Source organism: Marinomonas sp. KMM3893, from assembly GCF_004352855.1.
Taxonomy (GTDB): Bacteria; Pseudomonadota; Gammaproteobacteria; order Pseudomonadales; family Marinomonadaceae; genus Marinomonas; species Marinomonas arenicola.
In genome coordinates, this window is record NZ_SJSC01000001.1 from 973,119 (window position 1) to 987,107 (window position 13,989).

Annotated in this window: 10 protein-coding genes and 2 rRNA genes; 6 read left to right on the forward strand and 6 right to left on the reverse strand. The window is 44.5% G+C overall.

Annotated elements, in window-relative coordinates; all coding sequences use genetic code 11:
- Positions 1-22: 22 nt before the first annotated feature.
- On the forward strand, positions 23-751 hold the full coding sequence (locus tag E0D71_RS04445) for an NAD(P)H-flavin reductase (RefSeq protein ID WP_133002066.1): 729 nt from the start codon (positions 23-25) through the stop codon (positions 749-751).
- A gap of 81 nt (positions 752-832) precedes the next feature.
- On the opposite strand, the gene E0D71_RS04450 is transcribed toward E0D71_RS04445, so the two are convergent.
- Together E0D71_RS04450 and mqo are read right to left on the reverse strand one after the other, a co-directional pair.
- Positions 833-1,105 carry a YfcL family protein gene (locus tag E0D71_RS04450; protein WP_133002067.1) on the reverse strand — a complete coding sequence of 91 codons (273 nt, stop codon included), beginning with the start codon at positions 1,103-1,105 and terminating at the stop codon, positions 833-835.
- An 85-nt stretch (positions 1,106-1,190) separates the two neighbouring features.
- The gene (mqo, locus tag E0D71_RS04455) at positions 1,191-2,687 is read right to left on the reverse strand and encodes a malate dehydrogenase (quinone) (RefSeq protein WP_133002130.1); all 1,497 of its coding nucleotides are present in this window, start codon (positions 2,685-2,687) and stop codon (positions 1,191-1,193) included.
- Between the two features lie 398 nt (positions 2,688-3,085).
- Between mqo and E0D71_RS04460 the strand changes: the two genes are divergently transcribed.
- Positions 3,086-3,487: a CBS domain-containing protein gene (locus tag E0D71_RS04460; protein WP_133002068.1), complete on the forward strand. Its 402-nt coding sequence runs from the start codon at positions 3,086-3,088 to the stop codon at positions 3,485-3,487.
- 14 nt (positions 3,488-3,501) lie between these two features.
- Here the strand turns inward: E0D71_RS04460 and hslO are convergent, their stop codons facing one another.
- Entirely contained in the window at positions 3,502-4,377 is an 876-nt protein-coding gene (hslO, locus tag E0D71_RS04465; protein WP_243711924.1) for an Hsp33 family molecular chaperone HslO, read from the reverse strand.
- Positions 4,378-4,593: 216 nt separating this feature from the next.
- Between hslO and E0D71_RS04470 the strand changes: the two genes are divergently transcribed.
- The 4 genes from E0D71_RS04470 to E0D71_RS04485 all read left to right on the forward strand — a co-directional run bounded on the left by E0D71_RS04470 (position 4,594) and on the right by E0D71_RS04485 (position 11,593).
- Positions 4,594-6,519 (forward strand): ATP-binding cassette domain-containing protein, encoded by a 1,926-nt coding sequence (locus tag E0D71_RS04470; protein ID WP_133002069.1) that lies wholly within the window; start codon positions 4,594-4,596, stop codon positions 6,517-6,519.
- A 104-nt stretch (positions 6,520-6,623) separates the two neighbouring features.
- A complete protein-coding gene (gene hemB, locus E0D71_RS04475; RefSeq protein ID WP_133002070.1) occupies positions 6,624-7,619 on the forward strand; it encodes a porphobilinogen synthase in 996 nt (331 codons plus the stop codon).
- Positions 7,620-7,799: 180 nt separating this feature from the next.
- The gene (gene ppk1, locus E0D71_RS04480) at positions 7,800-10,022 is read left to right on the forward strand and encodes a polyphosphate kinase 1 (protein WP_133002071.1); all 2,223 of its coding nucleotides are present in this window, start codon (positions 7,800-7,802) and stop codon (positions 10,020-10,022) included.
- A gap of 332 nt (positions 10,023-10,354) precedes the next feature.
- Positions 10,355-11,593: a uracil-xanthine permease family protein gene (locus E0D71_RS04485; protein ID WP_133002072.1), complete on the forward strand. Its 1,239-nt coding sequence runs from the start codon at positions 10,355-10,357 to the stop codon at positions 11,591-11,593.
- Positions 11,594-11,931: 338 nt separating this feature from the next.
- Here E0D71_RS04485 and E0D71_RS04490 read toward each other — a convergent pair whose 3' ends face one another.
- From E0D71_RS04490 to E0D71_RS04500, 3 genes are all read right to left on the reverse strand, one after another.
- Positions 11,932-12,828, reverse strand: a complete 897-nt coding sequence (locus E0D71_RS04490; protein WP_133002073.1) for a diguanylate cyclase — start codon at positions 12,826-12,828, stop codon at positions 11,932-11,934.
- A gap of 759 nt (positions 12,829-13,587) precedes the next feature.
- Positions 13,588-13,702: ribosomal RNA gene (gene rrf, locus E0D71_RS04495) — 5S ribosomal RNA — on the reverse strand.
- Positions 13,703-13,886: 184 nt separating this feature from the next.
- Positions 13,887-13,989: ribosomal RNA gene (locus E0D71_RS04500) — 23S ribosomal RNA — on the reverse strand; the annotation flags it as partial.

Below are 13,989 nucleotides of genomic sequence, written 5' to 3' on the forward strand. Positions count from 1 at the left end.
AGACTTGCAGCGGAGCAATAAATTGAAAGACGTAACAGCCAAAGTCAGTTCGGTTGAACTGATTAATCACAATGTCTATGAAGTAAAACTAGAGATAGACGAAACACCATTTATTGCGGGTCAATATTTGATGATTGTTTTGCCGACAGGCGAGCAGGTTCCCTATTCTATTGGGAGTGCACCCCACACTCTACCTACGCTTACCTTATACATTCTGGTTTCTGACCCAAGCTCGCTTGCCCAAAAAGTCATTGAGCATATCAATACAAACGACAGTATTATGGTCAAAATGCCTGGCGGCGATAGTCACTTAGAAAGTGGTGCGTTTATCGAAGAAGCAGAGCACATTCTGCTGATTGCTGGCGGCACGGGTTTTTCACAAATGAAAAGCTTGTACGACAGCTTGATCGAGCAGGGCTTTAAAGGCCATGTTTCTCTTTACTGGGGACTCAGAACACCGAGCGACATTTTTATGCAAGAGTGGGTTAAACAGGCGCAAAGTGAACACACCTTCTCGCTTGATATTGTCGTCAATGAAGCCGACGAGCAATGGCAAGGTCGTACTGGCTGGCTCTATGAGGCGGTGCTAGAAGACCATCCTGATCTTAGCAATAGCGTCGCGTTTATCAGTGGCTCTGTTGGCATGGTATATGGCACGTTAGACCAATTAGAGTTGAAGGGACTCGCTACAGATCGCTGTTTCTCCGATGTCTTTGCCTACGCACCTCATCCAGACAAGCCTAAGTTGTAAACGACTGGATAACGACAAATAAAACATAAAAAAACGAGGCCATGGCCTCGTTTTTTTATGTCTTGAACGCAACCTAAGTCATTATTTTGAATGCTTACAAGTCTGTTCCCATAGCTCTAGAATACTGGCTTGATCTTCAGGCGTTACATTTTCTGCTTCTAGTGTGTCTCTTAGCGTTCCTTCAAAGGCACTGTCAAACTGATCAGAACCTTCACCTTCAGCGCTGCTATGAAGCCCTAATAATCCTAAAAGGTAAGCACAATAAAATAATTGGTCGCCCTCTTCTGCTTGGTGTTCAATATCTCGTAGGGAATCACTCAACTGATCCGCGCGTTCTGCAAAGGTTATTGGCATCTCTATTCTCTTATTCATTTTTTACATTCGATATATATAGAAAAGCTGGGTATGAAAACCCAGCTTTTTATCGTACTCATAGCGGTTATGGTTTTAACTGCAATGTCGTCAAGGTTCGCTCACGGATAGACAACAGAAGATCTGTGTTTTCGACCAAAGATTGACCGTAAGAAGGCACCATTTCTTTCATTTTAGCTTGCCACTCTTTAGACGCCATCTTTTTAGGGAAACACGTTTCCAAGATGTTGATCATGGTATTAACCGTAGTCGACGCACCTGGTGATGCCCCTAATAGCGCGGCTAATGAGCCATCTTTCGTGGTGATTGCTTCGGTTCCAAACTCCAGCTTACCGCCCGATTTATCGTCTTTTTTGATAATCTGAACACGTTGGCCTGCGTAAGCTAATTTCCAATCTTCATCTTTTGCATCAGGGAAGAAATTACGCAAAGAATCACAACGATCTTTATGGGATTTAAGCACTTCACTGATCAGATACTTCGTCAGGTCCATGTTGTTTTTACCCACACACAAAATAGGCTTCAAGTTGCCTGGTCGTATGCTCAAAGGGAAGTCTAACATTGAGCCAGTCTTCAAGAATTTTGTCGTGAAGCCTGCAAATGGCCCAAACAAAATGGCTTTTTTGCCATCAATGATACGTGTGTCTAAATGAGGAACAGACATTGGTGGCGCACCAATCGGTGCCGCACCATAAACTTTCGCAAAATGCTGTTCAACTAATTCAGGTTTTTCACAAACCAACCATTGCCCACTGACAGGGAAGCCGCCATATCCTTTGCCTTCTTCGACACCGGCTTTTTGCAGTAAAGGCAATGCCCCACCACCAGCGCCTAAGAAAAGGAATTTAGTGTGGAAACGCTGTGTTGTGCCATTATGATGAACCAGTACATCCCAAGTGCCATCTTGGTTCTTCTTGATGCTAGTCACTTCAGAGTTGATGTGTAGCTCAAAGTTGTCCATAGCTTGAAGATTTTTGGTCATATTACGAGCAATGGAACCAAAATTAACATCCGATCCATGCTCAATACGCGTCACCGCTAAAGGCTCATTTTGAGCGCGATTGTTCATGATCAAAGGCATCCATTCCTGCATTTTTTCACGATCTTCCGTGAACTGCATTTCTTTAAATGCTGGATGCGCACTCATCGCGTCGTAACGTGCTTTTAGCTTTCTAACATTGTCTTCACCCCAAACAAAACTTTGGTGTGGTACACGGTTTATAAATTCTTTTGGTGCAGGTAATTTGCCTTGTTCAACAAGGTAGGACCAGAACTGAAGACTGACCTCAAATGCTGCATTAATCTTAACCGCTTTATCAATGTTAACACTGCCGTCGGCATTCTCTGAGGTGTAATTAAGCTCACAATAGGCAGCGTGGCCAGTTCCTGCGTTGTTCCAGCCATCAGTACTTTCTTTGGCAATGCTGTCCAATTTCTCGACCATGGTAATGGCAAGACTTGGATCCAGTTGCTTGAGTAACATTCCTAGGGTAGTGCTCATTGCACCCCCCCCGACTAGTAAAACGTCTACAGAGTTTGAGGTCATATGATTTCGCCGTGTCATAGCCAATGGATTTGAGAGTGATGAGTAAAGGAGGCTTTTGGCCAGCAGTGGTGCTACATTAGAGGAACTGCGATGCTTTCTCGTCACTCATCTCAGAACGCCTTTGTTTGCAAAATTATGGTATGCAAAACTCAAAAACGAACAACCTAGCAAGGAGTCTGAGTAGGTGTGATTTAATTATACGGATTTTATTAATAATGTCTTGAGACCTTAGTCTAAGATCTCCATTTGTTTTACTCCGCTTCTCTATAAAGGCAGATTTTTATCTACTTTTAGTAACAATATCAGCGTATTTCGACACATATGTTTAATACTTTTACGCTGTTTTTCTACTATCTTTATAAAACAATATTCAGTATAAATAGAATCAATTCTCTCTATTTGAATGGAGGTGTCGTATGAAAGCTCAAGATATCATGGTACGTGATGTAATTTGTGTGGACATTGACGCTCGCTTGCCCGAAGTCAAAGCGATTATGGCGCAAAACCACTTTCACCATTTGCCCGTTGTAGAGAACGAAATACTGGTTGGGATTATTTCTGATCGGGACTTATTACGAACCATCAGCCCTTTCATTGACAGTCTCTCAGAGCAGCCTCGCGACACTGAAACACTGAATCATGCGGCCCATCAGGTCATGACTCGCCAGCCTATTACGGCGAAAGCCGATTCCCCAATAAGTGAAATTGTCACCTGGATGAAACACGTGGATATTTCTTGCGTGCCTGTGGTTGATGAAGAAAACCACCTCCTAGGCATGATTACTTGGCGTGATCTAATCAACCACGCCAAGTTCTAACAGTCAGCGCAGATTTAATGAGTCTGCGCTTGGTCACCTAGCTGATCCACCAAGTCTTCTGCTGTGAACTCATATTGCTCTGCACAAAACTGACAGTCCACTTGAATAGACCCTTGCTCAATCAATAACTGACGAACTTCATCAGCACCAATCGAAATAACCGCATCCAAAGTACGCTGACGAGAGCAAGAACAGCCAAACTGCAAGGCTTTTGGCTCATAAAGGCGCACTTCTTCTTCATGGTATAAACGGTGAAGCAAGGTTTCGGTGTCCAGTCCCAGAAGTTCTTCGTCTTTCACCGTGGCCGCAAGGTGTGTAAAACGCTCCCAAGCATCTTCATCGCCACTTTGTGCTTGCTCAGCAGGCAGGCGCTGTAAGAACAAGCCCGCGCTTTGCGCACCATTAGCGGCTAACCACACTCGGCTAGGCAACTGCTCAGATTGATAAAAGTATTGCTCTAAACATTCCGCTAATGTGTCACCAACAATTTCCACGATCCCTTGATAACGCTGTCCATTACGAGGACTGATGGTAATCACCAAGTAACCCCCTTCTAACACTTCTTTTAACGAAATAGTGTCAGGGACGGTTTGCGTTTCATCCCATTGGGCAATGCCTCGCAAGTTTTGCAACTCATCACACTCAGTCATTAACGTGGACAAAAAGCCATTGCCTTTGGCCTGAATCGACAACACACCATCGATCTTGATGATGTCTCTTAATAGCGCAATCGCAGCCACGAATTCACCCAATAATTTTTCAATACCGATTGGGTAATTTTTACGCTTGATTATCTCTTGGTACGCACTATTCAAAACAACATGCTCACCTCGAACATTGGTATTGTCGAAAGAAAAGCGTTGAATTTCATTGATTATTACATCGTTCACAAAGTTCACCTTGTGCCGATACACGACACGAGTAAAAGTTCAAATGGATATTGCGCGCATTTTACCCTTGAGCGTCTGAATCATCCACTTTAAACCGTGTATTAACAGGGAATCTTTGCCTTCCCTATTTCGTTTAATGCAGCGCCACTCTAAAATGCTAAGCATTGCTTTTAACCTAGCTCCTAATCATCGATACCAAAGAGATTCTCTGTTTTTATGATCCAATTTAGCGAAGTCAGTTTACAACGAGGTACACAATTTCTTTTAGAAGACGCCGATCTCACTATTTTTGAAGGTCAAAAAGTCGGTTTGATTGGCGCCAACGGGGCAGGTAAATCCTCCTTGTTTGCGATGGTAAAAGGCGATTTAGGGGCAGACACCGGCAGCGTAATTTTGCCGGGGAATAGACGCATTGCGTTTATGGCTCAAGAAGTCGAAGAAACACAGCGCAGCGCACTGGATTATTGTCTCGATGGAGACGACCAACTTAGAACAATCGAAGCGCACATTGAACAAGCGCAAGCGCAAGGCAACAACCACGATCACGCTCATTGGTTAGGAGAATTCGAAACCGCACACGGCTACTCAGCACAGTCTAGAGCGGAAACCTTGTTACAAGGTTTAGGGTTTAAAATGACCGATATGCAAAAGCCAGTGTCAGACTTTTCGGGTGGTTGGCGGATTCGTCTCAACCTAGCAAAAGCCCTCATGTGCCCATCTGATGTGCTGCTACTCGATGAGCCAACCAACCACTTAGACTTAGACGCTGTTATGTGGCTGGAAAACTGGTTACGCCAATACCCAGGCACCTTATTATTGATTTCCCATGACCGTGATTTTCTAGACGGCATTTGTAGCCATATCGTTCACCTATACCAGAAAAAACTGGTCCTTTATAAAGGCAACTACTCAAATTACGAGCGCCAGCGCGCTGAGCACCTTGCCCAACAACAAGCCAACCATGAGCGCCAGCAAGCAAAACGCGCGCACATGCAAGAATACGTGAATAGATTCCGCTACAAAGCCGATAAGGCCAAGCAAGCACAAAGCCGTTTACGCATGCTAGAAAAGATGGAAATCATTGGCCCTGCCCACATAGACTCTCAATTTGAGTTCTCTATCCCTGTGGCAGAAAAAACCTCTCAGCTGCTCATCAATTTGTCGCAAGCAAACCTAGGTTACACCTTAGAGTCAGGCGCCAAAGTGGTTCAACTTGGCGACACCAACTTTGCCATCCGTGATGGTCAACGCATAGGCTTACTGGGCCCGAATGGCGCGGGTAAATCCACCTTGATCAAATCCATCGTTGGAGAGCTCGCTTTATTAAACGGCGAACGCATCACGGGCGAAAACCTGAAAATTGGCTACTTTTCTCAGCATCAATTGAGCGCACTTGACCTTGAAGCGTCGCCTCTTCTGCACATTCAACGCCTATCTCCGAAAATACTAGAAAGTGATATTCGTCGTTATTTGGGAGGCTTTGGCTTTACTGGCGACGACGCCCTAAGAGCAGTAAAAGGCTTCTCTGGCGGTGAAAAAGCACGCCTGGCACTGTCGCTAATCGCTTGGACTAGACCGAACTTACTGGTACTCGATGAGCCAACCAACCACTTGGATCTAGACATGCGCCAAGCCTTAACAGAGGCGCTGCAAGAGTTTCCAGGCGCCATTCTCGTGGTGTCCCACGATCGTCACCTACTCAACAGTACCGTCGACGAGTTCTATCTGGTGGCTGATCATCAAATCCAAGCTTTTGATGGCGACTTAAGCGCCTACCATGCTTGGTTGCAAGCTCGACAAGCGTCCGCTGCGCAAGCGGAGAAGAACGACGCCACGCAAGAGAAAGTCGAAAAAGTTGATCGCAAAGAAGAACGCCGTAAAGCCGCTGAACTGCGAGAGAAACTGCGCCCCTTGCGCAAGCAAGTTGAAAAGTATGAAAAAGCCGTCCAAACCGCGCAAAAACACCTCGACACCATTTCTGAATCCATGGCGGATTCATCATTGTATGAGGCGGATCAAAGAGAAAAGCTACAAGCCCTTCTCAGTGATGAAGCCAAATGGAAAAAGTCGCTAGAAGAAAATGAAGAAGCCTGGTTCGAGTTACAAGAAGAGCTGGAAGAGGCCGAGGCTAACTTAGCCTAATGCGATAAATCTAAGATCAAAAAACAACGCGGTACTCGCTTGTCTGACTTATCACTGTCATACAAATTAAGTACATTAACGAATAGCAAAATAGGAGCTGATGGATGACTTTTCCATACACTCGCATGCGCCGCATGCGCAAAAATGATTTTTCTCGTCGCCTGATGCGTGAAAACCGCTTAACGGCAGACGATTTAATCTACCCTATGTTTGTCATAGAAGGAGAAAACGTCCGTGAGACCGTCGCCTCTATGCCTGGTATTGAACGTGTTTCAATTGATCTTTTATTAAAAGAAGCGCAAGAACTGGTCGACCTTGGTATTCCTATGGTGGCACTTTTCCCTGTGGTGTCCGCAGAGAAAAAATCCCTGATGGCAGAAGAATCCTACAACCCAAATGGCTTAGCGCAACGTGCTGTTCGCGCGCTAAAAGAAGCCTTCCCTGAATTGGGGGTAATGACGGATGTGGCACTGGATCCATTCACCACACACGGCCAAGATGGCATCATAGATGACTCAGGTTACGTGCTTAATGACACCACCATTGAAGTGCTCGTAAAACAAGCCTTGTCTCATGCAAAAGCCGGGGCAGATGTGATCGCTCCATCGGACATGATGGATGGGCGCATTGGCGAAATCCGAGAAGAGCTTGAAGCTGAAAACTTCACCAACACCATGATCATGGCGTATTCCGCTAAATACGCTTCCGCATACTACGGCCCTTTTCGTGACGCTGTTGGCTCAAGCGGCAACCTTGGTAAGAGCAATAAATCGACTTACCAGATGGACCCAGCCAACTCAGACGAAGCCATTCGTGAGGTGCTACTCGACCTAGACGAAGGCGCGGATATGGTCATGGTTAAACCAGGAATGCCTTATTTGGATCTGGTACGTCGAGTCAAACATGAACTTGAGGTCCCAACCTTTGTGTATCAAGTCAGTGGAGAATACGCCATGCATATGGCCGCTTTTCAAAATGGCTGGCTCGACAAAGACAGCATCATTATGGAATCTCTGTTGGCGTTTAAACGTGCCGGCGCGGATGGAATCTTAACCTATTTTGCAAAAGACGCAGCACGCATACTAAAGGCCCAGTCATAGCCCTAAGTCCTTCTCATACAATGTCAAAATACTCCTGTTAGGATGTAAATAAGATCAAAGAGACGGTGACCTTCTGGCTGTGTTGGTGTAATTTGTAAGTTAATGCCTACTCATTTACGAGTGGGCATTAGTTCAATACCAATAATATAAGATGACGGTATTTGGGAGTGATAAAAAGGCATGTCAGAACAGTCAGTAAATGAAGTGGATAAAAAGGAAATCACCCCTATTCCAACGAAGGAAATTGGTGGGGAAGAGCTCGTGCTGGAGCCCATTCCAGAACAGCCGCAGGACCCGAGCAAGGTCTCTTTAGAAGAACGTTTGCCTGAAGAAATTGATCTCGCAGACCCTGAGCTCTATTTTAACCGTGAGTTAAGCCACTTACAGTTCAATGCGCGCGTTCTTGAACAAGCCATGGATGAAAACCACCCCATTCTGAACCGTCTCACCTTCTTGTGCATTTTTAGTTCAAACATGGATGAGTTCTTTGAAATCCGCGTTGCCGGACTAAAAAGTCAATTAGAATACAGCCGTGAGAAAAACGGCCCTGATGGCATGCACCCAAAGAAAGTGCTGAGTTTGATCAGCGAACAGGCTCACAAGTTAGTGCGCCGCCAATACCGTATTCTCAACGATATTATTTTTCCGAAACTTGCCGCCGAAGACGTTAAATTTATTCGCCGTTCAGTATGGAATGAAAAACAGTCTACTTGGGCCAAACGTTACTTCCGTGACAATGTCTTACCTATTATTAGCCCGATAGGCCTTGACCCTGCACACCCCTTCCCTCGTCTCGCCAACAAAACCTTTAACTTTGTTGTTGAACTAGAAGGTCGTGATGCATTTGGACGAGAAAATGGTCTCGCCATTGTGCCGGCACCAAGCTCTCTGCCTCGCCTTGTCAAAATGCCTGATGATGTGTCTGAAGGTGGCGACAACCTCGTCTTCCTATCTTCCATCATTCACGCCCATGCCGATCAATTATTCCCTGGGATGACAGTAAAAGGTTGTTTCCAATTCCGTTTGACACGAAATGCCGACTTAGAAGTCGACTCTGATGACATTGGTGTCGATCTAGCCGGGGCGCTCAGAACAGAATTACAAAGCCGCCATTATGGCAGCTCGGTACGCCTTGAGATCGCTGATAATTGCCCTACGCACATCATCGACTCTCTGCTCAAACAATTTGATTTAGAAACTCAAGACCTCTACAAAACAGATGGTCCTGTTAACTTAAGTCGTCTGATGGCAGTACTCGAACTGGTCGACCGTCCAGATCTTATGTACCCTCCTTTTTCTCCGGGACTGCCAAGAAAATTGGCCAGCTCAGGCGGCATATTCGAAGCAATTCGACAACGTGACTACCTCTTAATGCACCCATTTGAGAGTTTCTCCCCTGTTATCGACTTACTCAGTGATGCAGCGAAAGACCCTCATGTGGTGGCAATTCGTCAAACTCTATACCGTACAGGAGCACGCTCTCCCATTGCGAATGCACTGGTCGAGGCCGCGCGAAACGGCAAAGAAGTTACCGTGGTCATTGAGCTGCGTGCACGCTTCGATGAAGCCGAAAACTTAGCCTTAGCCAGTCGTTTACAAGACGCTGGAGCGATTGTTGTTTATGGGGTCGTTCGTCACAAGACCCATGCCAAAATGATACTCATCGTACGCAGAGAAGGCGCAGAATTAACCCGTTATGTTCACCTAGGCACAGGTAACTATCACGCTGGTAATGCGCGTCTTTATACTGATTACAGCTTCCTCACTTGCGACAAAGAAACCGGGGACGATGTCCATCGCGTCTTCCAGCAATTGACAGGCATGAGCAAAGAACTCAAAGTGAAAAAGCTGCTACACGCCCCTTTCACACTACGCGATCGTTTGTTGGACATGATTAATCGCGAGGCAGAAAACGCGCAAAAAGGCGACCCGTCTCGAATCATTATCAAGGTCAACTCGCTCACTGAGCAACGCTTGGTACAAGCTCTGTATAAAGCCTCGCAAGCAGGCGTGAAGATAGATTTGATTGTTCGTGGTATCTGTACGCTACGCCCAGGTATTAAAGGCATCTCCTCTAATATCCGTGTGCGCAGCATCATCGGCCGTTTCTTAGAGCACACTCGGGTGTACTACTTCTACAACAACCGCAACCCTCAGGTTTATCTGTCCAGCGCCGATGGCATGGACCGAAACCTAAACAACCGTATTGAAGTCGCTTTCCCGTTACAAGACCTGAAACTGTCTCGTCGTGTGAAGAAAGAACTGGAACTCTACCTGTCGGATAACACCCAAAGCTGGATACTGCAAAGCGATGGCTCTTATCAATTGTCTAAGCCGAGAAAAGGTGAATACCGCAGTGCGCAACGAACGCTACTAAGCGATCTTGCAGACAGCACTCGCTGATCTCGTCACTCAGCCAACATTTATACACAAAGCCTAGCGAATGCTGGGCTTTTTATGTATAACCACCTGTTTTATCCCCTAGCGTAAAATGAACTAAAACTATCACGGTAATGAGTAAGCGAACTCTAGAGGCAGGCTTATCGCACTGAAGTACATCCAGCCACTGCATTTATTGTTGGTGTGTCTGCTGATTACACTTAAAATCCCCCCTTGAATGTCTAATCATGCAGATAATTGAATCATGGATTGCTTTTTAGCGGCTCTGACCCTGTACGTCTGCCATTGCAAATAGATAAAATCCTCAGCACTTAATCATGACAAAGGAAAAACCAATGAAAAACGCCATATTAGGCGTCCAAATGCTATTTGTTGCATTTGGCGCTTTAGTATTAGTTCCCTTACTAACAGGCCTTGATCCGAATGTGGCTTTATTTGGTGCCGGTATAGGGACTTTGCTTTTTCAAGTTGTCACACGTCGCACCGTGCCTATTTTTCTAGCGTCTTCGTTTGCCTTTATCGCTCCCGTTCTATACGGCATCCAAACTTGGGGCTTAGCCTCCACCATGGGCGGGTTAATTGCTGCTGGATTTGTTTATGTTATTTTAGGGGCTCTTATTAAGTTAAGAGGCGCAGGCTTTATACACCGTCTATTACCACCCGTCGTCATTGGCCCTATTATTATGGTTATTGGCTTAGGCTTAGCCCCAACAGCTGTCAATATGGCTATGGGGAAAAGTGGTGATGGGGCTGCTCAACTGGTCAATGCAGATTTCTCTATTTGGATCGCACTTGCCTCTTTATTAACGACTATTTTTATCAGTGTCTTTAGTAAAGGTATTTTTAAACTACTGCCTATTTTTGGCGGTATTATCGTGGGTTACTCATTAAGCTTACTATTCGGCATTGTTAGCTTCGATGCGGTTCATCAAGCCGCTTGGTTTGTTATGCCAAACTTTACCGCTCCTGAGTTTAATATAAACGCCATTTTATTTATGATTCCTGTGGCCATCGCACCTGCGATAGAGCACGTAGGCGATATACTTTCTATCTCCAGTGTCACGGGCAAAGATTACTTGAAAAAACCAGGCTTGCATCGCACCATCGCAGGAGATGGGATCGCTACTATGGCAGCAGCAATGGTAGGCGCGCCGCCAAATACAACCTACAGCGAAGTCACTGGGGCTGTCATGCTCACTAAATCTTTTAACCCCGTGATCATGACATGGGCAGCGATTGCAGCGATTGTCCTTGCCTGGGTTGGCAAACTAGGTGCCTTATTACAAACCATTCCCCTGCCTGTTATGGGAGGCATTATGATTTTATTATTTGGCTCCATAGCGGCGGTTGGACTCAACACGTTAATTAAAAACCAGGTAGACCTTCATAAATCACGTAACCTTGTTATTGTCGGCGTTACACTAGTCTTTGGTATTGGCGGAATGGCCTTTGGCATTGGCGAGTTTAACTTACAAGGTATCAGCCTATGCGGCATCGTTGCCATTATTCTGAATCTAGTATTACCAAAAGACATTGGCGATAACCATATTGTTGATAATGCACAAATAGAATAATATTTTTTACGGTAATTTAAAAAGTAACAACAAAAAAACCTCCAATAATGACTCAAACTTATTGGAGGTTTTTTATAATGAGCAGGAGAAACGCAGAATAATATGAAAAAGCGTGTATCCAACGGTAGCAAAGGTAAGTGGTTGTGCAAAATCAACAGGGATTCATTAACTTTGACAGGAAGGATCAGGTTTGACTCTTTGCATAAAAAAGAGCATGAACATGTTCTTTTTGGAGAAAATCTACGGCCTCAACGCCCGCATTAAGAGGCTAAAAATAATTGGTTAAAATAAGCGACCAAGGAGCAAAAAACTATTTTTTGTCCTGCATTAATGACTTGTTAGCTGCTGATTGACACAACACAATTCTTTTCTTCTTTGGCTTTGTACATTGCTTTATCGCTACGCTCTAGAAGTTGCTGTAAAGATTCATCATTATTTTCGATGCAGGAAACACCTATGCTAACTGTAAATGAAACACTGAGACCAGGCGTTTTAATGTTTATATTCTCAGTAGATACTCTTATCCTCTCCGCTAATTTTAAAGAATATTCGATAGGCGTTTTTGTTAAAGCAATAACAAATTCTTCACCGCCAATTCTCCCTATAATATCTTCAGTTCGTAGTAGCTTTGAAGTTTTACTAGAAAACTCTTTTAGCACAATATCGCCAACATGATGTCCATACTGATCATTAATTTCCTTAAAGAAATCAAAATCGATCATTAATAAACTAAGTGGTTCTTTGTGCCTTTTCGACATATTGAAAGCAGCTTCTGTTTGCTGTAAAAAAGCCCGACGATTTAGCAAGTTAGTTAAGGGATCAACAGTAGCTTGGAGTATTAGTTTTTCTTGAAGATCAATTAACTCAGATATGTCTCTAATAAAAGCAAATGCGAATAGCTCACCATTAACTACTACAGTATTAAAACTAAATTGAACATGCACTTCGTCGCCATTTTTTTTAAGACCGCGAACCTGTAAAACTTTACCCACTAATGGTCCAGATCCTTTCTTTTTAAATTTTTGGAATGACTTATTAGCTTTATCGCGAAGGTCATGTGCAGGAAGAATGTCATGTACATATTTACCAATAGCTTCCGATGCTGTGTAACCGAAAATTTGTTCTGCTGCAGAATTCCACGAAACAATATCGCCTGATCGATTAATTATCACTACAGCATCAATTGAGTTTTCAACTATCGAACGATAAACCGAATCATCAAATTTTGTGCTCATTTATCACCACGCTTTCGATTTAGATATATCAATCAGTATAGCGATTGACCCGCTAACGCTGGAGTGTTTTTGTGTTAATATTTGAACTCAATGAGTAACGCAAAAACACGTAGGTTTTGGCGTCAGGCTGAAAGCGTTTGTTAGGCTGTTCAACCTATGTAGCACTTACACAGTCACCAATAAGTTTGTTAATGGGACTGGATTTTGAAAAACATCCCATTAAATATCTGCTTCCTGTCGGCTAAAAGGGCTCAGATCCCTTTAAACAGAAGAGCAAGAAACAGCTGATACTCTACACAAGCACTGCTTTCAGAGCGACAAGCCCCCCCTCTAACTCCCCCTTCGCAGGGAGAGGACTACTTCAAAGCCCAGCTAGTTTGCCTGTTACGACTAGGATCAGAGCCCTTAAACAGCAAGTGATGTGGTTGGTTGGACGCTGTGCGACTTTTTAAGGGGTCTGACCCTGCGGACGGTATGCGCAATCAGTGTAGAGGTTCTTGTTTTACCGTATCTTTAGAGAGTAATAGCGCAAGCAAATGGAAGAACAAGAAACGACTTTTCGTAGGGGGATAACTTATTTCAGGCATAAAAAAAGCCCTGACAGCGTTAGCTATCAGGGCTTTCTTAATTTAAAGCTTGACGATAATCCGCTCTCACATGCGTTCCTTCATAAGAGCCCCACACGGGTATGAGGTTATTATGCAGTGGAACGAAAAAACCCCACCCTGCGTAGCAGGATGGGGCTTCTCTTAATTATAAGCTTGACGACGACCTACTCTCACATGGGATCCCCCACACTACCATCGGCGATGACGCTTTTCACTTCTGAGTTCGGGATGGGATCAGGTGGTTCAACGTCTCTATGATCGTCAAGCAATTCGGTTGCGTTCGTTCTGGTCGCTTTCTTTCGTCAGCGTTACCAAAACACGCGAAGACATGCTTGGATCTTTAACAATTCATTTTGAAATAACGTAAATCAAGTATTAAACCGATGTTTTTCAATATCGTATTATGTGTCTTTTGGATGAGTTTCCTCATCTAAACCACTTTGGTGTTATATGGTCAAGCCTCACGAGCAATTAGTATTGGTTAGCTCAATGCCTCACAGCACTTACACACCCAACCTATCAACGTCCTAGTCTCGAACGGCTCTTCAGGGGA